This is a genomic window from Enterobacter sp. BNK-34 (genome assembly GCF_048684445.1).
Taxonomy (GTDB): Bacteria; Pseudomonadota; Gammaproteobacteria; order Enterobacterales; family Enterobacteriaceae; genus Enterobacter; species Enterobacter pseudoroggenkampii.
Genome location: NZ_JBLQUA010000001.1, coordinates 4,479,308 through 4,501,315, shown reverse-complemented (window position 1 = coordinate 4,501,315; position 22,008 = coordinate 4,479,308). Strand labels below are relative to the sequence as shown.

The 22,008-nt window shown below is 56.3% G+C and carries 19 protein-coding genes; 8 read left to right on the top strand and 11 right to left on the bottom strand.

Features of this window, described 5'->3' with window-relative positions; all coding sequences use genetic code 11:
- Positions 1–23: 23 nt before the first annotated feature.
- The 3 genes from rsuA to ACMGG5_RS22145 all read left to right on the top strand — a co-directional run bounded on the left by rsuA (position 24) and on the right by ACMGG5_RS22145 (position 2,567).
- Entirely contained in the window at positions 24–731 is a 708-nt protein-coding gene (gene rsuA / locus ACMGG5_RS22155; protein ID WP_208763098.1) for a 16S rRNA pseudouridine(516) synthase RsuA, read from the top strand.
- 15 nt (positions 732–746) lie between these two features.
- Positions 747–1,943: a Bcr/CflA family multidrug efflux MFS transporter gene (locus ACMGG5_RS22150; protein WP_045402783.1), complete on the top strand. Its 1,197-nt coding sequence runs from the start codon at positions 747–749 to the stop codon at positions 1,941–1,943.
- Between the two features lie 279 nt (positions 1,944–2,222).
- Positions 2,223–2,567 (top strand): YejG family protein, encoded by a 345-nt coding sequence (locus ACMGG5_RS22145; RefSeq protein ID WP_420278522.1) that lies wholly within the window; start codon positions 2,223–2,225, stop codon positions 2,565–2,567.
- Positions 2,568–2,570: 3 nt separating this feature from the next.
- Here the strand turns inward: ACMGG5_RS22145 and yejF are convergent, their stop codons facing one another.
- From yejF to ACMGG5_RS22100, 9 genes are all read right to left on the bottom strand, one after another.
- Entirely contained in the window at positions 2,571–4,160 is a 1,590-nt protein-coding gene (yejF, locus tag ACMGG5_RS22140) for a microcin C ABC transporter ATP-binding protein YejF (protein ID WP_420278521.1), read from the bottom strand.
- Between the two features lies 1 nt (position 4,161).
- Complete coding sequence (locus ACMGG5_RS22135) at positions 4,162–5,187, bottom strand: ABC transporter permease (RefSeq protein ID WP_024908183.1); 1,026 nt, start codon at positions 5,185–5,187, stop codon at positions 4,162–4,164.
- On the bottom strand, positions 5,187–6,281 hold the full coding sequence (locus ACMGG5_RS22130) for a microcin C ABC transporter permease YejB (RefSeq protein WP_024908182.1): 1,095 nt from the start codon (positions 6,279–6,281) through the stop codon (positions 5,187–5,189). The genes ACMGG5_RS22135 and ACMGG5_RS22130 overlap by 1 nt, the downstream gene beginning before the upstream one ends.
- Before the next feature lie 9 nt (positions 6,282–6,290).
- A complete protein-coding gene (locus ACMGG5_RS22125) occupies positions 6,291–8,096 on the bottom strand; it encodes an extracellular solute-binding protein (protein ID WP_420278520.1) in 1,806 nt (601 codons plus the stop codon).
- A gap of 74 nt (positions 8,097–8,170) precedes the next feature.
- Positions 8,171–9,727 (bottom strand): cyclic di-GMP phosphodiesterase, encoded by a 1,557-nt coding sequence (locus ACMGG5_RS22120; RefSeq protein WP_420278519.1) that lies wholly within the window; start codon positions 9,725–9,727, stop codon positions 8,171–8,173.
- Between the two features lie 127 nt (positions 9,728–9,854).
- Positions 9,855–10,424, bottom strand: coding sequence for a bifunctional murein DD-endopeptidase/murein LD-carboxypeptidase (gene mepS / locus ACMGG5_RS22115; RefSeq protein ID WP_008500946.1), 570 nt, complete (start codon positions 10,422–10,424; stop codon positions 9,855–9,857).
- Between the two features lie 427 nt (positions 10,425–10,851).
- Positions 10,852–11,553, bottom strand: coding sequence for a phosphatase PAP2 family protein (locus ACMGG5_RS22110; RefSeq protein WP_032646574.1), 702 nt, complete (start codon positions 11,551–11,553; stop codon positions 10,852–10,854).
- A gap of 33 nt (positions 11,554–11,586) precedes the next feature.
- A complete protein-coding gene (locus tag ACMGG5_RS22105; protein WP_420278518.1) occupies positions 11,587–12,573 on the bottom strand; it encodes a CobW family GTP-binding protein in 987 nt (328 codons plus the stop codon).
- Between the two features lie 122 nt (positions 12,574–12,695).
- On the bottom strand, positions 12,696–14,162 hold the full coding sequence (locus ACMGG5_RS22100; protein ID WP_420278517.1) for a mannitol dehydrogenase family protein: 1,467 nt from the start codon (positions 14,160–14,162) through the stop codon (positions 12,696–12,698).
- A gap of 205 nt (positions 14,163–14,367) precedes the next feature.
- On the opposite strand from ACMGG5_RS22100, the gene uxuA reads away from it, so the two are divergent.
- Positions 14,368–15,558, top strand: coding sequence for a mannonate dehydratase (gene uxuA, locus ACMGG5_RS22095; RefSeq protein ID WP_267215081.1), 1,191 nt, complete (start codon positions 14,368–14,370; stop codon positions 15,556–15,558).
- A 118-nt stretch (positions 15,559–15,676) separates the two neighbouring features.
- On the opposite strand, the gene yeiP is transcribed toward uxuA, so the two are convergent.
- Positions 15,677–16,249, bottom strand: a complete 573-nt coding sequence (yeiP, locus tag ACMGG5_RS22090) for an elongation factor P-like protein YeiP (RefSeq protein WP_008500940.1) — start codon at positions 16,247–16,249, stop codon at positions 15,677–15,679.
- Positions 16,250–16,412: 163 nt separating this feature from the next.
- Between yeiP and ACMGG5_RS22085 the strand changes: the two genes are divergently transcribed.
- The gene (locus tag ACMGG5_RS22085) at positions 16,413–16,667 is read left to right on the top strand and encodes a YkgJ family cysteine cluster protein (protein ID WP_032645293.1); all 255 of its coding nucleotides are present in this window, start codon (positions 16,413–16,415) and stop codon (positions 16,665–16,667) included.
- On the opposite strand, the gene setB is transcribed toward ACMGG5_RS22085, so the two are convergent.
- A complete protein-coding gene (setB, locus tag ACMGG5_RS22080) occupies positions 16,664–17,845 on the bottom strand; it encodes a sugar efflux transporter SetB (protein ID WP_420278516.1) in 1,182 nt (393 codons plus the stop codon). The genes ACMGG5_RS22085 and setB overlap by 4 nt on opposite strands.
- 361 nt (positions 17,846–18,206) lie before the next feature.
- Between setB and fruB the strand changes: the two genes are divergently transcribed.
- The 3 genes from fruB to fruA are packed head-to-tail and all read left to right on the top strand — an operon-like array spanning position 18,207 to position 21,977.
- Entirely contained in the window at positions 18,207–19,337 is a 1,131-nt protein-coding gene (gene fruB, locus ACMGG5_RS22075; RefSeq protein ID WP_420278515.1) for a fused PTS fructose transporter subunit IIA/HPr protein, read from the top strand.
- Positions 19,337–20,275, top strand: coding sequence for a 1-phosphofructokinase (fruK, locus tag ACMGG5_RS22070; protein WP_023312480.1), 939 nt, complete (start codon positions 19,337–19,339; stop codon positions 20,273–20,275). The genes fruB and fruK overlap by 1 nt, the downstream gene beginning before the upstream one ends.
- A gap of 16 nt (positions 20,276–20,291) precedes the next feature.
- Positions 20,292–21,977, top strand: a complete 1,686-nt coding sequence (gene fruA / locus ACMGG5_RS22065) for a PTS fructose transporter subunit IIBC (RefSeq protein WP_267216893.1) — start codon at positions 20,292–20,294, stop codon at positions 21,975–21,977.
- The last annotated feature ends 31 nt before the right edge of the window (positions 21,978–22,008 follow it).

Genomic DNA, 22,008 nt, shown 5'->3' with positions numbered 1-22,008 from the left:
ACCATTAAGGCTAAAAAGATTTCATGCGACTTGATAAGTTTATCGCTCAGCAACTCGGCGTAAGCCGCGCTATTGCCGGGCGCGAAATTCGCGCCAGCCGCGTTACCGTGGATGGCGACATTGTGAGAGACAGCGCGTTCAAACTGCAACCTGACCATCAGGTGGAGTATGACGGCAATCCGCTGACCCAGCAGCACGGTCCGCGCTACTTCATGCTCAATAAGCCGGAAGGCTACGTCTGCTCAACGGACGATCCGGATCACCCGACGGTGCTCTATTTCCTCGACGAACCGGTGGCGCACAAGTTGCATGCCGCAGGCCGCCTCGACATCGACACCACCGGTCTGGTGCTGATGACCGACGACGGGCAGTGGTCGCACCGCATCACCTCTCCACGACACCACTGCGAGAAAACCTACCTCGTGACGCTGGAGTCGCCGGTGTCGGATGACACGGCAGAGCACTTCGCGAAAGGCGTTCAGCTGCATAATGAAAAAGATCTGACCAAACCGGCGGTGCTCGAAGTCATCACCCCGACGGAGGTCCGCCTGACCATCAGCGAGGGGCGCTACCATCAGGTGAAACGTATGTTTGCCGCGGTGGGGAACCACGTTGTTGGCCTGCATCGTGAGCGGATTGGTGCGATCGAACTCGATCCCGAGCTGGCGCCAGGCGAATATCGCCCGTTAACGGAAGAAGAGATCGCCAGCGTCGGTCTGCCTTCGCACTAATTTCAGGAGAACTCTGTGACCACCAGGCCACACTCGTCGTTCAAAATCGTCTTCATTCTTGGCCTGCTGGCCATGCTGATGCCGCTGTCTATTGATATGTACCTGCCTGCGCTGCCGGTGATTTCTGCACAGTTTGGCGTCCCGGCGGGCAGCGCGCAGATGACGCTCAGCACCTATATTCTTGGCTTTGCCCTCGGCCAGCTGTTTTATGGCCCGATGGCGGACAGCCTTGGACGCAAGCCCGTCATTCTGGGCGGGACGCTGGTCTTTGCGGCCGCTGCGGTTGCCTGTGCGCTGGCGCAGACCATCGATCATCTGATTGTCATGCGCTTCTTCCACGGTCTGGCGGCGGCAGCGGCAAGCGTGGTGATTAACGCCCTGATGCGCGATATCTACCCGAAGGAAGAGTTCTCCCGCATGATGTCGTTCGTGATGCTGGTGACGACGATTGCGCCGCTGGTGGCACCCATGGCCGGTGGTGCGGTGCTGGTGTGGTTTAGCTGGCATGTGATTTTCTGGATCCTGGCCCTGGCCGCGCTGCTGGCCTCCGCGATGATTTTCTTCTTTATTGATGAAACGCTTCCCGTCGAGCGCCGGCAGAAATTCCACATCCGAACCACCATCGGCAACTTTGCCTCGCTGTTTCGCCACAAGCGCGTGCTCAGCTATATGCTGGCAAGCGGGTTCAGCTTCGCCGGGATGTTCTCCTTCCTGAGCGCCGGGCCGTTTGTCTACATCGAGCTGAACCACGTTTCCCCGCAGCACTTCGGCTATTACTTTGCCCTGAACATTGTCTTCCTGTTCATCATGACCATCATCAACAGCCGCTTTGTCCGGCGGGTGGGGGCGCTGAACATGTTCCGCGCCGGGCTGTGGATACAGTTTGTGATGGCGATCTGGCTGGTGGTGAGCGCGTTTCTGGGCGTGGGCTTCTGGGCGCTGGTGGTCGGCGTGGCGGCTTTTGTCGGCTGCGTGTCGATGGTGTCATCCAATGCGATGGCGGTGATCCTGGATGAGTTCCCGCACATGGCGGGGACCGCATCATCTCTGGCAGGGACGTTCCGCTTCGGCATCGGCGCTATCGTTGGCGCGTTGCTTTCGATGGCCACCTTTACGACGGCATGGCCCATGCTGTGGGCGATGGCTTTTTGCGCAACCAGCTCGATACTCTTCTATCTTTACGCCAGTCGACCGCGAAAAGCGGCCCACTAAAACACAGAGAAGGCCCGGCAGGGCCTTTTTTGTTGATGCATATCAACCAAACCCTCGTTCGTTTATTCCGTGTTTGTTTATTTTATGTAAAATCTATTTGTGTAAAAAGTCACATCATTGTATTCAAAAAGGTTGAGTTAGATCGCAGAAACGGGTACATATAGCGCCGACGCGAGCCTGGAAACGGATAAAAAAGCGCTGAATAGTGCAGGCTGGCGATGATGTGTTACTATAAATGTAAATAAATTGTGAAGTAAATTTTGCTTCCGGGGAACGAACGTGAATACATTACAACTCTCCATTGTCCATCGCTTGCCCCAGAGCTATCGCTGGTCGGCGGGTTTTGCAGGTTTGAAAGTTGAACCGATTCCGCAAAACGTCGCGGGCTGTGAAAATTGTCTGGTGGCACTCAAGCTGTTGAGCCCGAGCGACGAAAATGCATGGCGGGTGATGGAGCGTCTCAGTCAGGCCCTGACGGATATCGAAGTGGACAGTTCCGTCCTGGAGTGTGAAGGTGAGCCGTGCCTGTTTGTGAAAAGCCAGGACGAATTTGCCGCCACCTGCCGTCTGAAGAATTTTGGCGTTGCCATCGCTGAGCCTTTCTCCGGCCAGTACCCGTTCTGACCGCTAGTCTGCCGACAACAGCTGGCGCGTGTAGCGCTGCGTTGGCGCGCTAAATACGCGCTGGCACTCACCCTGCTCGACCACTTCTCCCTGTCGCAACACTATCACCTGATGGCATAGCGCCCGCACCACCTGTAGATCGTGGCTGATAAAGATATAGGCCAGCCGGTGCTTTTCCTGAAGCCCTTTCAGCAGGGCCAGGATCTGCGCCTGAACGGTTCTGTCCAGCGACGACGTCGGTTCATCCAGAATAATCAGCTCCGGTTTCAGGATCAGCGCGCGGGCAATGGCGATACGCTGGCGCTGCCCACCGGAAAATTCCGCAGGGTAGCGGTGGCGCGTCTCGGGATCTAGACCCACTTCGGCCATGACCCGAATGACCTCCTGCTCGCGCTGCTGCGCGCTCAGGTCGGGCTGATGGACGCGCAGACCCTCTTCGATAATCTGTAACACGCTGAGCCGCGGGTTAAGCGAGGAGTTAGGATCCTGAAACACCACCTGCATGCGGGGCCGCACGGGCAGCATCTGACGGCGGTTCCAGCGGTGCAGCGGCATATCGTCAAAGAGGATCTCGCCCTGGGAGGCGATCAGGCGCAGCAGCGCCAGACCGGTGGTGCTTTTACCCGAGCCGGATTCGCCCACCAGCCCCAGGGATTCTCCCGGGCGCAGCGAGAAGCGGATGTTTTTCAATACCGGGTTCCGATCGACAATGCGCCGCAGAATACCTTTGCGGATCGGGAACGAGACGGACAGATCCTCAACGCGCAGCAGCGGTGTGCTGTCAGCCGTGAGAGGAACCGGGTCGCCGGAGGGTTCGCTGTCAAGCAGGCGCTGCGTATAGGGGTGCTGCGGCGCGCTCAGCAGCGTTGACGCGGTATTCTGTTCAACACAGCGTCCGTTTTGCATCACCGCGACGCTGTCGGCCAGCTTTCTCACAATGCTCAGGTTATGCGTAATAAACAGCAGGCTCATGTTCAGCTCGTCACGCAGTTCCCGCAGCAGCGTCAGTATTTGCGCCTGTACCGTTACGTCCAGCGCCGTTGTGGGCTCGTCGGCAATCAACAGTTCGGGGCGCGTGAGCAGGGCCATGGCGATCATCACGCGCTGGCGTTCGCCGCCGGAGAGCTGGTGCGGAAAATCATTCAACCGTTTGGCCGCGTTGCGTATGCCTGTTCGCTCCAGACAGTCCAGAATTTCTCCGCGTGCGGCCTCTTTGCGCATCCCCCGGTGCAGGGAGAGCACTTCATAGAGCTGTTTCTCCAGGCTGTGCAGCGGGTTGAGGGAAACCATCGGCTCCTGGAAGATCATGGCGATTTTGTTGCCGCGAATGCCGCGCAGGGTCTGTTCGTCGGCGTGCAGCAGCGAGCTGCCGTGAAAGAGAATATCCCCTTGCGGATAGCTCACCGGCGGAGAGGGCAGCAGCCGCAGGATGGAGAGCGCCGAAACGCTCTTGCCTGAACCCGATTCACCCACCAGGGCCAGCGTTTCACCGCGCTGGATCTGCAGCGACAGGTCGGTGACCACGGTGCGCGTCTCGCCCTGCGTTGAAAAAGCAATCGACAGGTTATCAATACTGAGAAGAGGCTGGGGCATTTTATACCGCCTTGTTCGGATCGAAGGCATCGCGCACGGCTTCGCCAATAAAAATCAGCAGCGACAGCAGAACAGCCACGGAAAGAAAGGCGGCGATGCCTAACCACGGTGCCTGCAGGTTGTTTTTACCCTGCAGCAGCAGTTCGCCGAGCGACGGGGAACCCAGCGGTAGCCCGAAACCAAGAAAATCCAGCGAAGTGAGGGTGGTGATGGAGCTGCACAGAATAAACGGCAGGAAGGTGAGCGTTGCTACCACCGCGTTGGGCAGCATATGGCGGAAGATGATCCCGCGGTCACTCACGCCAAGCGCCTGCGCGGCGCGAATATAGTCGAAATTTCGGGTGCGCAGAAACTCCGCCCGCACCACGCCCACCAGCGCCATCCAGCCGAACAGGACGGTGATGCCTAATAGCCACCAGAAGTTGGGCTGTACGACGCTGGAAAGCAGGATGATCAGAAACAGCGTCGGCATGCCTGACCAGACTTCAATAATCCGCTGGCCCCACAGGTCAATTTTCCCGCCGTAGTAGCCCTGAACGGCGCCCGCCACGACGCCCATGACGCTTGAGAAGATCGTCAGCATCAGCCCAAAGAGAAGCGAGATTCGCGTGCCGTACAGGATGCGGGCCAGCACGTCGCCGCCGTTCGCATCGGTTCCCAGCCAGTTTTGCGCGGAGGGCGGGGAAGGGAAGGGGGTCGTGGTGGCGAAGTTAATGCTGTTTGCGCCAAAGCGCACCGGTGCCCAGAGCGCCCAGCCGTGCCTGTCGATTTGATCGCGAAGCCACGGATCCTGATATTCAGCCGGGGTCGCAAACGGGCCGCCAAAGTCGCTTTCGGTGTAGCTGGCGATAACCGGCACGTACCAGCGGTCGTTAAAATGCACCAGCAGCGGTTTGTCGTTGGCGATCAGCTCCGAACACATGCTTAAGGCAAACAGCACGGCAAAAATCCACAGCGACCAGTAGCCGCGGCGGTTGTGGCGAAAACGGGCCCAGCGGGCCTGATTGACGGGGCTTAAACGCGGCATCAGCGGCCCTCAAAATCGATTCGGGGATCGACCAGCGTATAGCTGATATCACTGATGATATTCAGCAGCAGGCCAATCAGGGTGAAAATATAGAGTGTGCCAAACATCACCGGATAATCGCGCGACACGGTAGCCTCATAGCCCAGCAGCCCCAGGCCGTTGAGCGAAAACATCACCTCTATCAGCAGCGAGCCGGTAAAAAACATGCCGATGAACGTGGCCGGAAATCCGGCGATCACCAGCAGCATGGCGTTGCGAAACACGTGTTTCCACATGATCTGCTTCTCGCTCACGCCCTTGGCGCGGGCCGTGACGACGTACTGTTTACGAATTTCATCGAGAAAGGCGTTTTTGGTCAACATGGTCAGGGCCGCAAACCCGCCGATGACCGTGGCCAGCACCGGCAGCGTGATATGCCAGAGGTAGTCGGTGATTTTCTGATACCACGGTAGGGAGCTGAAATCGGCGGAAACCAGCCCCCGCAGCGGGAAGAGGTCGAAATAGCTTCCCCCGGCAAAAAAGACGATCAGCAGGACGGCAAACAGAAACGCCGGGATGGCATAGCCAATAATGATGAACGTGCTGCTCCAGATATCGAACCGGCTGCCGTTGTACACCGCTTTGCGGATCCCGAGCGGAATAGAGACCAGATAGATAATCAGCGTTCCCCACAGCCCCAGCGTGATCGAAACCGGCAGGCTTTGCTTGATCAGCGTCAGCACTGACGCACTGCGAAACAGGCTATCGCCAAAATCGAAGCGGATGTAATCCCAGAGCATTTTGAAATAGCGCTCGTGAATCGGTTTGTCAAAGCCGTAGCGGTGGGTGATCTCGGCGATCACTTCCGGATCCAGCCCGCGTCCGCCGCGGTAGTGGCTTTCACTGATATTCCCTACGCCGGTTCGCGCATGGCTGGCGCCCATCCCTTCACCGCCGCCGCCGGGCATGCCGCCGCTGTTGCCAAATTCAATGGCGGCAATGGCCTGATCGACCGGCCCACCGGGGGCGATTTGCACGATAAAAAAGTTAATCGTGATGATGGCCCACAGGGTGGGGATGACCAGCAGGAGACGGCGGAGAAGATAGGCACCCATGATAATTCCTTATCGCCGCTCAGCGGGAAGTCTGGCGGCTTTGTTAACGTCATACCACCAGGTATCAAAGCCCAGGGAGTAGACAGGGCGCACGGCAGGCACGGAGAACTTATCCCAGCGCGCAAGGCGATCTTCGCCCATATACCACATCGGCAGCATGTAGTAGTTCCAGGTTAAGACCCTGTCGAGGGCGCGCCCGAGCGGCAGGAGCTTTTCTTTATCCCCCTGCGCCGCCACGATTTTCGCAATCAGCGCGTCAATCGCCGGGCTTTTTACCCCCGGCGCGTTGTACGAGGAGTCAATGTAGCTGGAGGCCCAGGAGATTTGCAGGTCCGAGCTGGGCCACGGCTGGGCGGGCCACAGGCGCTGCATCATGTCGTAATCACGGCTGCGCATGCGGCTGGTGATCTGCGCGTTATCCACCTGGCGAATGTTCATAGTCACACCCAGCCGCTCAAGATTGTGCTTAAACGGCAGCACCCACTGATCGTTGCCTCCGGACGAGAGCAGCAGCTCAAAGCTGAGCGGCTTACCCGTTTTGGCATCCACACGCTTTTGATTTTTCAGGTGCCAGCCCGCGTCATCCAGCAGCTTGCTGGCCTTCAGCAGGTTGTCACGGTCGTAGCCGTCACCCTTCGATGCGGGCGGCTGAAACACGGTGGTGAACACTTGCGGCGGAACCTCCGCTTTTAGCGGTGCCAGCAGGACCAGCTCGTCGGCTTTCGGGTAATCGCGCGCGGCGTATTCGGTATTCTGAAAATAGCTGTTGGCGCGGCTGTAGGCCCCGTAAAACAGCGCTTTGTTCATCCACTCAAAATCAAAGGCCAGGGAGATGGCTTCCCGCACCCGGCGGTCATTAAATACCGGACGCTGAATATTAAACGCCAGCCAGCGGGTGTCCTGGGCAGACTCATTTTTGTGCTCGTCTTTGACGATATAGCCTTTTGCGAAATTTTTGCCGATATAGCGGGTCGCCCAGTTTTTGGCGCTGCTCTCGACGCGCAAATCGAAGGCCCCGGCTTTGAACGCTTCAAACGCCACGTTATCGTCGAGGTAGTAATCATAGCGAAGGGTGTCGAAGTTCCAGCGTCCGCGGTTTACCGGCAGATTGGCCGCCCAGTAGTCTTTGACGCGGGAATAGACGACATATTGCCCCATGCGCCAGTCGGTAATGCGGTAAGGGCCACCTGCCAGTGGGGGAGTCGAAAGGGGATCGCTTAGCTTATGATTTTTCCAGAACGATTCAGGCATTACCGGCAGCGAGAACAGGCTCAGCATGTTCTCTTTATTGGGTTCGCTCAGCTCGATGCGCACGGTGAGCGGCGCAATGGCTCTGACGGACGCGCCCTTATATACGATGCGGAACTGGGGCACGCCTTCGGTCATAAATTTATGGAAGGTGAACGCAACGTCGCTGGCTTTAACCGGTGTGCCATCGTGAAAACGTGCCCGCGGGTTCAGCGAGATTTCCGCCCAGGCGAAGTTATCGTCGTAACGCACGTTCTCGGCAATCAGCGGATAGTAGCTGCCGGGTTCATCGTCAGAGGTGACAAAGAGCGTATCGTAAAGCGATTCCGTCCGCGCTGCCGCCACGCCGCGCAGGGCGAAGCGGTTGAAGTTGTCGAAGGTTCCCGTGGCGGAAAGCGTCACCTTACCGCCCTTCGGCGCGGCAGGGTTGACGTAATCGAAGTGCGTAAAATTGACCGCGTATTTCGGCTCGCCAATCACCGCGAAGGCGATATTTTCTTTGATGGCTTGCGCCTGGCTGGACAGGCTGGTGAATGCCAACATCAGCAACATAAAGCGCATAAGCATCTCGCGGCGGCTCCCTCTTTTACAGACCGGCTCGGTTAAGCTGAATAATAAGTGACGTCGCGGACAATGTGAAATTAATCGCCCTCGGGCGAAATATCAGGACGCCATTCGCGGAACTGCGCCAGCGGCATCGGACGGCTAATCCAGTATCCCTGCAGGAAGTTAACGCCGTGTTCGCGCAGCCAGGCCGCCTGTTCCGGCGTCTCTACCCCTTCGGCGACGGTCGACATATTCAGTCGTCTTGCCAGCGTCAGAACGGCATCCAGCACCGGCGACGTCACGGTCTCAGTACCGATCGCATTAACAAAACCACGGTCGATTTTGAGGTAGTCCATGGTGAAATGCTCAAGGTAAATCAGCGCGCTGTGGCCGGTTCCAAAATCATCAATGGCGATTTCAAACCCTTCGTTATGCAGCCATTCGAAGAGGCTGTTGGCTTCCCGATGATTCAGCATGTCGCGTTCGGTAATTTCCAGCACGATCTGGAAATAATCCGGCGGCAGTAGCGCTTTGACGGTGCGCATATCGTCCTTGAAGCTTTCCGCGTGCAGATGCCCCGGTGCAATGTTAATGCCCACCTTGGCACCCGGGGGTAACAGCGTTTGTAACACGGGTGCATCGTGAATGATAAGGTCAAAGAGATGCAGCGTCAGTGGGACAATCAGCTTCTGCGCTTCGGCAAAATTGATAAACGCGTCAGGCGGAATTTCCCCCATTGTCGGGTGCTTCCAGCGCATCAGCACTTCAAGCCCGGTCATTTTGAGCGATTTGGCATCAACGACGGGCTGATAGACCACGTAAAACTGGCCGCGCTTAATGGCGCTTAAAATCTCTTTACCCGGGTTGAGCCGAATGCTGAGGATGTAGTAGTTGAGCGATCCGGCACAAATGCCGCATACCAGCCCGAAGAACACGGCGTAGAGAATTTCATCGCTGGTCCATGCGTCCGCATACAGGTTGATGGTCAGGGGGACGTCTTTCAGCGTCGCCGTGCGGACCGGGATGTCGTGTAATTCGTGCGCATGAACCAGGGTACTGGACTGGGTCGACAATGCGTTATCGCCGATGATGATGGCTATACCCGCGAACTCGTCCTGGCGCTCCGTGTAGAGCAGGTAAGGCGTCAGATTAATATTCACTGAAGTGAACACACCGCCGCCCTTTACTAATGGGTTGCGGTACCAGATCGCAATTGCAGGTTCATCAGGCAGCATGGGGGTACCCGGGAGCAGCGCCATATCGATCGGTTTATCGATATTCAGCTCAGGTATCAGCGTCTCCATCGGGACATTCATCGGGCCCGTGGCGGAAGAGCAGAACGCCATCTTGTCCCTGACCAGCAGGAAGGCGCGAACGTTAATGCTGAAGGCCGCGCGTGAGGTGAGTTCCTGATTGACGTCGTGGCATGTGTTCAGCGTGAGGGGCTGGAGAACATTGACCGCTTTTTTTAAATCGTCGAAATAGCTCCCCATATAGGCGCTTACATCATTCACCAGAGTGTCGAATTTGACTTCCCGCTTGTGGTAACTCCAGGAAAATTGCAGTGAACCCAGGAGCAGGGCGGTGATGAGACCCGTGATAATACTGAGGATCAGTATCTTACGATTACTGGAGAAGTAGCGGGTGAGCATAGACGTCGTGATTCCTGAAATGCCGCTGGATGTATTCAGTGTAATGGGCAAAAAAAAACACTGCCGAAGCAGTGCTTTTTTTCATCATATCGTCAGCCAAGGGATAACCAACGATACAATAGTCATATTAACTGCGGGTCAGTACGCGGCGTGCTTCGTTGTAGCGCTTCTTCCAGTATGGTTCATTCATGCTGGAAATGGTCACACCGCTGCTGGTGGAGGCATGTACGAACTGGTCGTTACCAATGTAGATGCCAACATGTCGACCTGTAGAACCGGCACGGAACAGGACTAAATCACCGGTGCGCAGTTTGGTACGTGAAATCGACTTGCCCATCTCCTGCTGTTCATAGGTTGAACGCGGAAGATCTAACCCAAATTGCTCACGGAACGTACGCTGTACAAAACCGGAACAATCAATACCTGTTTTTGTGCTGCCGCCAAGACGATAGCGCACGCCTTTCCAGTCAGCATACTGGTCCATAATGCGGGACTTCACGTCCAGATTACGTACCATATTTTCAAATTCATCCTGAGAGGCTTGCAGTGACGAGGAATCTTCCATTCCCACAACACGCGTCTCAGGATGCATATTCTTTGCGGTGTTCGATGTACTACATGCAGATAACAGTACCGCGACTGCTATCGCCGGGATCCCCCGTAAGATATATCTCAGAAACGGTTGAGATTTGACCATTTTGTTTATTATCCCTTGAAGTCCTTAACGACAAATATCGTTATAAAAATGCCAAACGTGACGAGACTAATTATCTGTTCACATTGAGACAATTCTTTCTGGTCACATTTGTGGCATAGCGCACAAAATTATTCACCATCGAAATAATTATCCCTATGGGGCAAAACGAGTTCGAGATTAACCGATTGCCAGGGGTATTGCGAGTAAAAAAAGCCTTTTTTTTATAAGAAAATGTGATACAGAAAGTAAAAATCCGTAATTGCTTAAAATGCGGTCAGATCCGAGGCTTTATCGCGCAATTGCTTCATTTTTATCATGAATGTGATGACAAGAATATGACACTGGGAAAAGATCGTGGCGGGAAGACTATCAGGGATCATGTCGATCCCTGATAGCTCACGTTAATTTAGGTTAGTTATTTGTTCAATTATTGTTGCGCTTTACCGGGAAGATAACGATCGAACAGCGCTATTATCCTGTCGCTCAGTGGGGTCATCAAACACCACGGCAGCGCAATCAGCGCAACGGAGAGCGAACCGACGGCAATATCGGTGAACCAGTGAGCGCCAATCATTACGCGCGGGAAGGCAAAAACCACAAAAATAATCAGGGCTATGGCAAACGCTTTTCTGCCGAAATAGCGAAGCATAATTGCGGAAAAAATAAGCAGCATCATGCCGTGATCGCCGGGGAAACTGTCCTTCGACGCATCTTTTGTTGGAATATGCAGCAGTTCACTCACGCGATAAATATCGGTGAAAAAGAGCGTTGGGCTGGAGCGCTTAACCGGAATAATCGCGGTGGCCAGCTGGTTAATGACGACGGCAAACAGCAGCATCACCAGACCGATAATCAGAATACGCCGGCGCCCGGCTTTGTCCTCTTTCAGCCAGAAAGAGAGCATCAGGCAGCCCATCGCCAGCAGCGAGAAGCCGTCGAAGGCGCGGTTGTTGGTAATTGCTACCAGCCACAGGAACGCGTTGCTCTTCACCAGCTCCTGGTTGAAGAAGTGGAAAATGGCAGAATCCAGCGGGAACCAGAAACCATGATCCGCCGGGATATACCAGGAGAAGAAAAGCGCCAGACCGGCGACATTAAGCAGTAATATCAGGGGAAATCGAGTTGTCATAACGTTCTGTATAGTGTGAAAACAGGGGCAACGTTAGCCGCCTGAACTTAAACGAATCCTCAACAGGCTGGACTGGAGGGCATTCCAGTCGGCGTTAACCGCACTAATTAACTCTATACGGCTGTCAGGCGGCGCCACATTTTGCGTTTCAATAAAGAAATCGTCGCCCTGACGGTTGATTCGCACCAGCCCGTCTGGCGTGCGCATGATCCCTTTCACGCGATCGACGGGCGCAAGTCGGGCCCATTCGAGGATCCCAATGGTGTCGAAAACGGTTTCAGCATCAAAAATCCACCCGCAGGCCTGATATCCCTGACCGCTGTTCAGGTTACGGCGCCAGCGCTGGTGTTCTGGCAGGCTAAGGGCAGCTAAACCCTGTTTCACCGGATGGCGATGAGCGTGTTCCGCACTGGCCGGAAGCTCAGCCAGGTTCAGACGAGGAAGGTCAAGCAGGGCGCTATCAATATTCCCCTGGGTAGTCTGCACCCGTGTGCGATTGCCGCCGAAATGCTGCCACCACGACTCCAGCGCGGTCTGGCTTTCAGCCGTGGCGCGATCGGCTTTATTCGCGACAATAACGTCAGCCGAAGCGAGCTGATCGCGGAAGTTCTCATTGGCCAGCGACTTGTCATCCAGAAGCTGACGCGGATCGAGCAGGCACAGGGTGGCGCGCAGATCGATCCACGGCTCGTAAACCGGGGCTGTCAGTAAATCGAGGATCTGCTTCGGGTGACCCAGCCCGGTGGGTTCAATCAGCAGGCGGTCAGGTTTGCCCTGACGCAGCAGGGTATTGAGCCCGACCTGCATCGGCAGGCCATTGACGCAGCACATGCACCCGCCGGGGATCTCTTTAATCATTGCGCCGCTGGATGACAGCAACGCGCCGTCAATGCCCACCTCGCCAAATTCATTGACCAGCACGGCCCATTTCTCGGCCGGATCTTTATTTGCCAGCAGGTGGAGAATTGAGGTGGTTTTACCGCTGCCGAGAAAACCGGTGATGAGGTTGGTTTTGGTCACGTGCGCTCCGGATGAGAATGGTGATGCTATAACACTATTCTCTATCCTGGCGAAAAACGTGCCCTGTGAGAAGGGGAAGGGCGAACGGAGGCCTCATCCGTTCGCATTAAGCGCAATAATCGTTAAAGATTTAACGTTTCGATAACAGCCTGACGTGCGCCGTGGCGGGTTATGCGCTCATAGGCCTGGCTGACAGCCTCCACAAAAACGCGATTATGCGCAAGATCGTGACCGAAGACCTCACTCAGCCCCAGCAGCGCGTGGACGCGGTTGGCGTCGCTGCTGGCATTGACGATGGCGCGGATTTTATCGCTAAGGGGATCGCGTACGTCAATCGCGTTGCCATGATCGTCGGTGCCGCTGACGTAGCGTATCCAGCCGGCCACGCCCAGGGCCAGCAGCGACCACGGTGTTTTTCGCTCAAGGTGAACGCGGATCCCGTCCAGCATTCTTTGCGGAAGTTTCTGGCTACCGTCCATCGCGATTTGCCAGGTCCGGTGCTGGAGGGCCGGGTTGGCAAAGCGCTCCAGCAGGCTATCGGCGTAGGCGGTGAGGTCGACATCCTTAATGCGTAATGTTGGGGCCTGCTCGTCCAGCATGAGTCGACGGGCGGCTTCACGGAACGCCGAGTCCTCCATGCATTCATTTATATGGGCGTAGCCCGCGAGGTACCCCAGATACGCCAGGAAAGAGTGGCTGCCGTTGAGCATGCGTAATTTCATCTGCTCCCACGGCAGCACATCCTGCACCATCTGGACACCCGCCACTTCCCACTCGGGACGCCCGGCGACAAAATTATCTTCTACGACCCACTGAATGAACGGCTCGCAGCTGATGGCGCACGGATCTTCCACGCCGAGCGCGTCGGTGATTTCCGCCAGCGAGGCCTCCGTTGCGGCGGGCACAATCCTGTCGACCATCGTCCCCGGGAAACTCACGTGGCTATCAATCCATTCAGATAACCCTGCGGAACGTTTTTGCGCCATGCCCAGCACCGCGTTTTTCACCACGTGCCCGTTGTCAGGGATATTGTCGCAGGACAGCACGGTAAACGCAGGCAAGCCGCGCTCGCGGCGGCGGTGGAGGGCTTCGACCAGGATCCCTGGGGCCGAATGTGGCCCGGAGGGGTTTTCAAGGTCGTGGACGATCCGGGGGTTATTCAGATCGAGTTTTCCGGTCGCGGGATCGATGCAATAGCCTTTTTCCGTGATGGTGAGCGAGACAATCGCAACCTGAGGCTCGCAAAATTTCTCAATAATGGCGGGCAGGGAGTCCAGCTTTGCGTTCAGGCATTCATGGACGGCACCGACGATAATGGCCTCATTGCCTTCTGCACCTTTCTCCAGCACGGTGAACAAATGATCCTGCGCGCGCAGCTGGCTCATCAGCACATCGCCGCTGAAAAGGCTAATCTCACAAATCCCCCAGTCGCCGCCTTTTTCATTCAGCACCCGATTTGTTAACAATGCCTGGTGCGCACGGTGAAACGCGCCAAAGCCAAAGTGGACGATGCGGGAGCGTAATTGCGTGCGATCGTAGCGCGGTTGCTGAACCCGGGCAGGAAGGGCGGTGGAGGCAATTGTCTTCATGAGGTACACACCTGATTAACCATTAATTAACAATGCCAGTGTAAAGTTATATGACAGCAAATAAAATTGGTGAGCCGTAAATATCCCCGTTATGTGAGTTTGATCAATCAATGTGTGGCGGTGTATTGACCCTTCACGGCAAACATGTATGGTAGTCGTCATTGCAGTAGCACATATTGGTATAACAACTTAAGAGGGTGAGGCAATGGAACAAACCTGGCGTTGGTACGGGCCGAACGATCCGGTTTCTCTTGATGATGTGCGCCAGGCTGGCGCAACGGGTGTCGTCACGGCGCTGCATCATATTCCAAACGGTCAGGTCTGGCCGGTAGAGGAAATTCAACAGCGTCAGGCGCTGCTGGCGGAGAAGGGGTTAACCTGGTCTGTGGTGGAAAGCATCCCGGTTCATGAAGACATTAAAACCCATTCAGGGGAGTACCAGACCTGGATTGCTAACTACCAGCAGAGCATCCGTAACCTGGCGACCTGCGGCATTGATACGGTCTGCTATAACTTCATGCCTATCCTCGACTGGACGCGAACCGACCTTGAATATCAGATGCCGGACGGCTCGAAAGCGCTGCGTTTCGATCAGATTGCCTTTGCGGCATTCGAGCTGCACATTCTGAAACGCCCTGGCGCCGAAGCGGATTACACCGCGGAAGAGCAGCAGCAGGCGCGCGCGTGGTTTAACGCTGCCAGTGATGCGGACATCGAAAAGCTGACCCGTAATATTATTGCGGGCCTGCCCGGGGCTGAAGAGGGGTATACGCTGGATCAGTTCCGCGCGCGCCTGGCGGAATACGGCGATATTGATAAGCAGCAGCTGCGTGAAAACATGGCGTATTTCCTGCGCGCTATCGTGCCGGTTGCGGAAGAGGTAGGGGTTCGCCTGGCCGTGCATCCGGACGATCCACCGCGTCCTATCCTCGGCCTGCCGCGTATCGTGTCTACGATTGAAGATATGCAGTGGCTGAAAGAGACGGTAAACAGCATTTACAACGGTTTTACCATGTGTACCGGCTCCTACGGCGTGCGTGCGGATAACGACCTGGTGCGGATGATTGAAGCCTTCGGCGATCGTATCCACTTCACGCATCTGCGAGCGACCTGCCGCGAAGAGAATCCAAAAACCTTCCACGAGGCGGCGCACCTGGGCGGCGATGTGAATATGGTGGCGGTGGTAGACGCCATTCTGGCGGAAGAGGCGCGTCGTAAGCAGGCGGGCGATGTGCGTCCTATCCCGTTCCGTCCGGATCACGGTCACCAGATGCTGGACGATCTGCGTAAGAAAACCAACCCGGGCTATTCGGCGATTGGCCGTCTTAAAGGCATGGCGGAAGTGCGCGGCGTTGAGCTGGCGCTGAAAATGACGAAGTATCCGGAACTTCTGTAACCGGAGTTGCCGGGTGGCGGCTTCGCCTTACCCGGCCTACAAAAACACAAAAACCGGCTTCAGGGCCGGTTTTTTTCGTGGGTCGGGTAAGCGTAGCGCCACCCGACAAACGCCGCAATCAGTCAGCGCGACCCATATAGCGTTTTTCTTCGATATGGATGCGGATCTTCTCGCCAGCAGAGAGGTATTCCGGTACCTGCACAACCAGGCCGGTCGTCAGGGTAGCCGGTTTGTTGCGGGCACTGGCGGATGCGCCTTTGATGCCAGGCGCCGTTTCAACGATTTCCAGATCGACGGTCTGAGGCAGTTCCAGCGCCAGCAGCACGCCGTCCCAGGTCAGAACCTGCATGTCAGGCATGCCGCCTTCAGGGATAAACAGCAGCTCTTCTTCAATCTGATCTTTGGTGAAGATGTACGGGGTGTAATCTTCTTTATCCATGAACACGTATTCGTTGCCGTCGATGTAGGAGAAATCAACATAGCGACGGGTCAGGGTCACGGTATCGACGATATCGTCACCTTTAAAGCGCTCTTCCACTTTCAGGCCGGTACGCACATCGGCGAAACGCATTTTGTACAGCGTTGCTGCACCACGGGCGCTCGGGGCCTGAATGTCGATATCTTTCACAATCAGCAGTTTGCCGTTGTAATTCAGCACCATACCTTTCTTAATTTCGTTCGCTCTTGGCATTGCAGTAATCCTGTTTACGGGAGGTAAAAAATATCGCGCCAAATTACTCGCGCGCGGCCTTTCAGGCAAGAGGAATTCGTGGCTTTTGCTATCAATACGCAAAAGGTGTTACTGTGCGCGCGATGCCCGACTCGCGGGCGATCGTCAGCGAAAGAGAGCATTTATGGATTGCCGTCCCGATTGTGGCGCGTGCTGTACTGCACCGTCCATTTCAAGCCCCATTCCAGGAATGCCCGAGGGCAAGCCTGCCAATACCCGCTGCGTTCAGCTCTCGGAAACGAACCTGTGCATGATCTTTGGCTCACCGTTGCGCCCGAAAGTCTGCTCCGGGCTTCAGCCCGCTGCCGAAATGTGCGGCAGCACGCGAGAGCAGGCGATGACGTACCTTCTTGAACTTGAAACGCTCACCGCGCCTTAAACGTCTTTAATTCTCGCCAGGCAGCCCATCGTCAGCGCACACATCACCAGCGCAATCCAGAACACCGTGTGATAGTTCCAGATTTCGGCCACGACACCGGCCATTGAGCCCGCGATAATCCAGCCCACGCGGGTGGTATTAGTATAAAGGGTGGTGGCTGAGCCTGCCTGACCCGGCATCAGATCCTGGAAATAGAGCATGCCTATCCCGGCGAGAATGCCAATATAGATGGCGTTCAGCAGCTGTAACGCCAGCAACAGCCCAGGCGTATGTACCGTCAGCATACCGATATAAAACAGCAGACCGGCGACAGCGGCGATGCGCATTAAAAACCGCTTTCCGAAGCGCTTAGCGTAATAGCCCGCGATGAGCATCGTCGGGATCTCAAGCCCGGCCGCGGTGCCCATCATGATGCCCGCCAGCTTCTCCGACAGGTGCAGTTCATCAATAATAAACAGCGGCATATTGATGATATACAGGCTGTTGGTGCCCCACATCAACGTGCAGATAACAAACAGGAGCAGGGCATCGCGGCGGTTACGGCGCGGCGCTTCCAGCACGCCCGTTGCCACTTTGGGCTCTTTGCGCATGGACGGCAGGAAGAACCACACCAGCGCGCCGCATGCCACAAACGCAACGGCCGCACTCAGGTACATCACCGTAAAGCCAAAACCCATCGCCAGCGCGTAGGCCAGCGGTGGACCAATCACCCATGCCAGCGATACCTGCGCACGCAGGACAGAGCTGAACATCACCGCTTCACGTCCGGTATGGTCGGCGTGTTCGCGGGCAAGGGCGAACAGCTGAGGGTTTGCCGTTGAGCCAAAGCTGCTCAGAAATACCCCGACGAAGAGCAGAATGAAATAGTTGCGGTTCCAGGCAAACAGAACGCAGGCCATGACCCCCAGCAGGCAGCAGAAAACGATCAGGCTCTTACGATCGCCTTTTCTGTCGGATCGCCCCGCCAGAAACTGGCTGACCAGGATGCCGATAATGGCGCTTCCGGTAAAAAAGAATCCCACCATCGCCGGACGGACGTGAACCTCATTTGTCAGGAATAAGCTCAATGTCGGCGTCTGTAACGCGCCGGCAATGCCCGTGAAGAAGGCAACAACGAGGAATGCCGCAGAGGTCAAATCAAAGGGCTTCGGCGAGACCGCCGCAGGGGTGTTATGCATGTTTTATAATTAGCGAGTAGCAGAGAGGGGCGGAGTTTACGCCGTCAGCTAAAAAATAAACAGTGGGTGCGGTCAATGATGCCACGAAAAATCAAAATGGCATTTCAACTTACCTCTCACCCGGCTGACCTTAGCTGAAACTGGCTTGCTGAACTTCAGCAAAATTCAGCTGAACGAAGAAGAAATGTGCTGTATCTCTAAATTCTGAGATCGGAAATACGAGTTTACTTGCAAGACATTGCAGAAAGCGCAAGACTTTTTGAAACGTTTCAGCGCTATCTTGTTTTAACAAACGGAGCAGGCTAGCGCATTTTTTCTCATTAAAGCTGAAACGATTCAAGTTCAGCAGGAGTGGAGAACCATGTTCCAGTTATCTGTTCAGGATATCCACCCGGGCGCTCAGGCCGGGGATAAAGAAGAGGCTATTCGCCAGGTTGCCGCTGCGCTCGTGCAGGCGGGTAACGTCGCGGACGGCTATGTCAACGGCATGCTGGCGCGCGAGCAGCAGACCTCAACCTTCCTCGGCAATGGCATTGCCATTCCGCACGGCACAACCGATACCCGCGATCAGGTGTTGAAAACCGGCGTTAAGGTTTATCAGTTCCCACAGGGCGTGCTCTGGGGCGACGGTCAGGTAGCCTATGTGGCCATCGGTATCGCGGCCAGCAGCGACGAACACCTAGGCCTGCTGCGTCAGCTGACGCATGTCCTGAGCGATGACGATGTGGCTGAACAGCTTAAGTCCGCCACCACAGCTGAAGAGCTGCGTGCGTTGCTGATGGGCGAAAAACAGAGCGAAGCGCTGAAACTGGATAATGAAACGCTGACGCTGGATGTGGTTGCCTCCGATCTGGTGACGCTGCAGGCGCTGAACGCGGGCCGTCTGAAAGAAGCCGGCGCGGCGGATGCCACGTTTGTGACGCGCGTGATTAACGATAAGCCGTTGAATCTGGGTCAGGGTATCTGGCTGAACGACAGTGCTGAAGGCAACCTGCGCAGCGCTATCGCCGTGAGCCGCGCGGCCAATGCGTTTGAAGTAGAAGGCGAGCCTGCAGCCATGCTGGTGACCGTGGCGATGAACGATGAACAGCCGGTTTCCGTGCTGAAGCGTCTGGGCGATCTGCTGCTGAACAACAAAGCTGAAAAACTGCTGAACGCTGATGCCTCCACCGTGCTGGCACTGCTGACCAGTGATGATGCGCCGACTGAAGACGTGCAGACCGCTGAGTTCGTGGTACGTAACGAGCACGGCCTGCATGCCCGTCCGGGCACCATGCTGGTGAATACCATTAAACAATTCGAGAGTGAGATCACCGTGGCGAATCTTGATGGCACGGGCAAACCGGCCAACGGCCGTAGTCTGATGAAAGTTGTCGCGCTGGGCGTGAAGAAAGGGCACCGTCTGCGTTTCACCGCACAGGGTGCTGATGCTGAACAGGCGCTGAAAGCGATTGGCGATGCCATCGCGGCGGGTCTGGGGGAGGGCGCATAATGAGCAGACGTGTTGCGACTATTACGCTGAACCCGGCTTATGACCTGGTAGGATTTTGCCCGGAAATTGAGCGCGGCGAAGTCAACCTCGTGCGTACCACTGGCCTGCATGCTGCGGGTAAAGGGATTAACGTCGCGAAAGTGCTCAAGGATCTCGGTATCGACGTCACCGTGGGTGGATTCCTCGGTAAAGATAACCAGGATGGTTTCCAGCAGCTGTTCAGCGAGCTGGGCATTGCCAACCGTTTTCAGATTGTTCAGGGCCGTACCCGCATCAACGTTAAGCTGACGGAGAAAGACGGTGAAGTGACTGACCTGAACTTCTCTGGCTTCGAAGTGACGCCGTCAGACTGGGAGCGTTTTGTTAACGATTCTCTGACCTGGCTCGGTCAGTTTGACATGGTCTGCGTCAGCGGCAGCCTGCCGTCCGGCGTGAGCCCGGAAGCGTTTACCGACTGGATGACGCGCCTGCGCAGCCAGTGCCCGTGCATCATTTTTGACAGCAGCCGCGATGCGCTGGTTGCGGGCCTGAAAGCCTCGCCGTGGCTGGTGAAGCCGAATCGCCGCGAGCTGGAGATCTGGGCGGGTCGTAAGCTGCCAGAATTAAAAGATGTGATTGACGCTGCCCATGCGCTGCGCGAGCAGGGTATCGCTCACGTGGTGATCTCGCTTGGTGCAGAAGGCGCGTTGTGGGTTAACGCGTCTGGCGAATGGATCGCCAAACCGCCGTCAATGGAAGTTGTGAGTACCGTTGGCGCAGGGGATTCCATGGTTGGCGGCCTGATTTATGGTCTGCTGATGCGTGAATCCAGTGAACATACTTTACGTCTTGCCACTGCCGTTGCTGCCCTGGCCGTCAGCCAGAGCAATGTCGGTATTACCGATCGTACCCAGTTAGCCGCGATGATGGCGCGCGTTGACTTAAAACCTTTTAACTAACAGCAGGAGAGGAATAATGAAAACGCTGCTGATCATTGACTCCGGTCTCGGACAGGCTCGCGCCTATATGGCGAAGACCTTGCTGGGCGCTGCGGCACAAAAAGCACATCTGGAGATTATCGATAATCCAGGCGATGCAGAACTGGCCATTGTACTGGGCGACAAAATCCCGGCTGACAGTGCGCTGAACGGCAAAAAAGTGTGGCTGGGTGATATTAATCGCGCGGTGGCACACCCGGAACTGTTCCTGAGCGAAGCGAAAGGTCACGCGTCTGTCTACAGCGCGCCTGTCGCGACGGCACCGGCTGCGGCCACGGGTCCAAAACGCATTGTTGCGGTGACGGCCTGCCCGACGGGTGTGGCTCACACCTTTATGGCGGCTGAAGCCATTGAAACCGAAGCGAAAAAACGCGGCTGGTGGGTAAAAGTTGAAACGCGTGGCTCCGTCGGTGCCGGCAACGCTATCACCCCAGAAGAAGTGGCTGAGGCCGATCTGGTGATCGTGGCGGCGGATATTGAAGTGGACCTGGCGAAATTTGCCGGTAAGCCAATGTACCGTACGTCTACCGGCCTGGCGCTGAAAAAGACCGCGCAGGAGTTTGATAAAGCGCTGGTGGAAGCGAAGCCGTATCAGGCAACCGGCGCGCGTCAAACCGCGACGGAAGGTAAGAAAGAGTCTGCGGGCGCCTATCGCCATCTGTTGACCGGCGTGTCTTACATGCTGCCGATGGTGGTGGCGGGTGGTCTGTGTATCGCTCTCTCGTTCGCGTTTGGTATCACCGCGTTTAAAGAACAAGGGACGCTGGCGGCTGCGCTGATGCAGATCGGCGGTGGCTCAGCCTTCGCTCTGATGGTGCCGGTACTGGCGGGCTTTATTGCCTTCTCCATCGCTGACCGTCCTGGCCTGACGCCGGGCCTTATCGGCGGTATGCTGGCCGTGAGCACGGGTTCCGGCTTTATCGGCGGGATTATCGCGGGCTTCCTGGCCGGTTACGTCGCGAAGCTCATCAGCTCGAAGCTCAAGCTGCCGCAGAGTATGGAAGCGCTGAAACCGATCCTGATCATCCCGCTGATTTCCAGCCTGGTGGTCGGTCTGGCGATGATTTACCTGATTGGTAAGCCGGTTGCGGGCATCCTGGCGGGTCTGACCCACTGGCTGCAAACCATGGGTACCGCAAACGCGGTTCTGCTGGGTGCAATCCTCGGCGGCATGATGTGTACCGACATGGGTGGTCCGGTGAACAAAGCGGCTTACGCCTTTGGTGTTGGCCTGCTGAGTACCCAGACCTACGCGCCAATGGCAGCCATCATGGCGGCAGGTATGGTGCCTCCGCTGGCGCTCGGCCTGGCGACGATTATTGCCCGTCGTAAGTTCGATAAAGCACAGCAGGAAGGCGGCAAAGCGGCGCTGGTGCTGGGTCTGTGCTTCATCACCGAAGGGGCAATTCCGTTCGCGGCCCGTGACCCAATGCGTGTACTGCCTTGCTGTATCGCGGGTGGCGCGGTAACGGGGGCAATCTCCATGGCGATTGGCGCGAAGCTGATGGCACCACACGGCGGTCTGTTCGTGCTGCTGATCCCTGGCGCTATCACGCCGGTGCTGGGCTACCTGCTGGCGATTGTTGCCGGTACGCTGGTGGCGGGTCTCTCTTACGCAGTGCTGAAACGTCCGGAAGCGGAAGTCGTGGCAAAAGCAGCGTAAGCGATAAACAACAAAAAAGCCGGGTTGCATT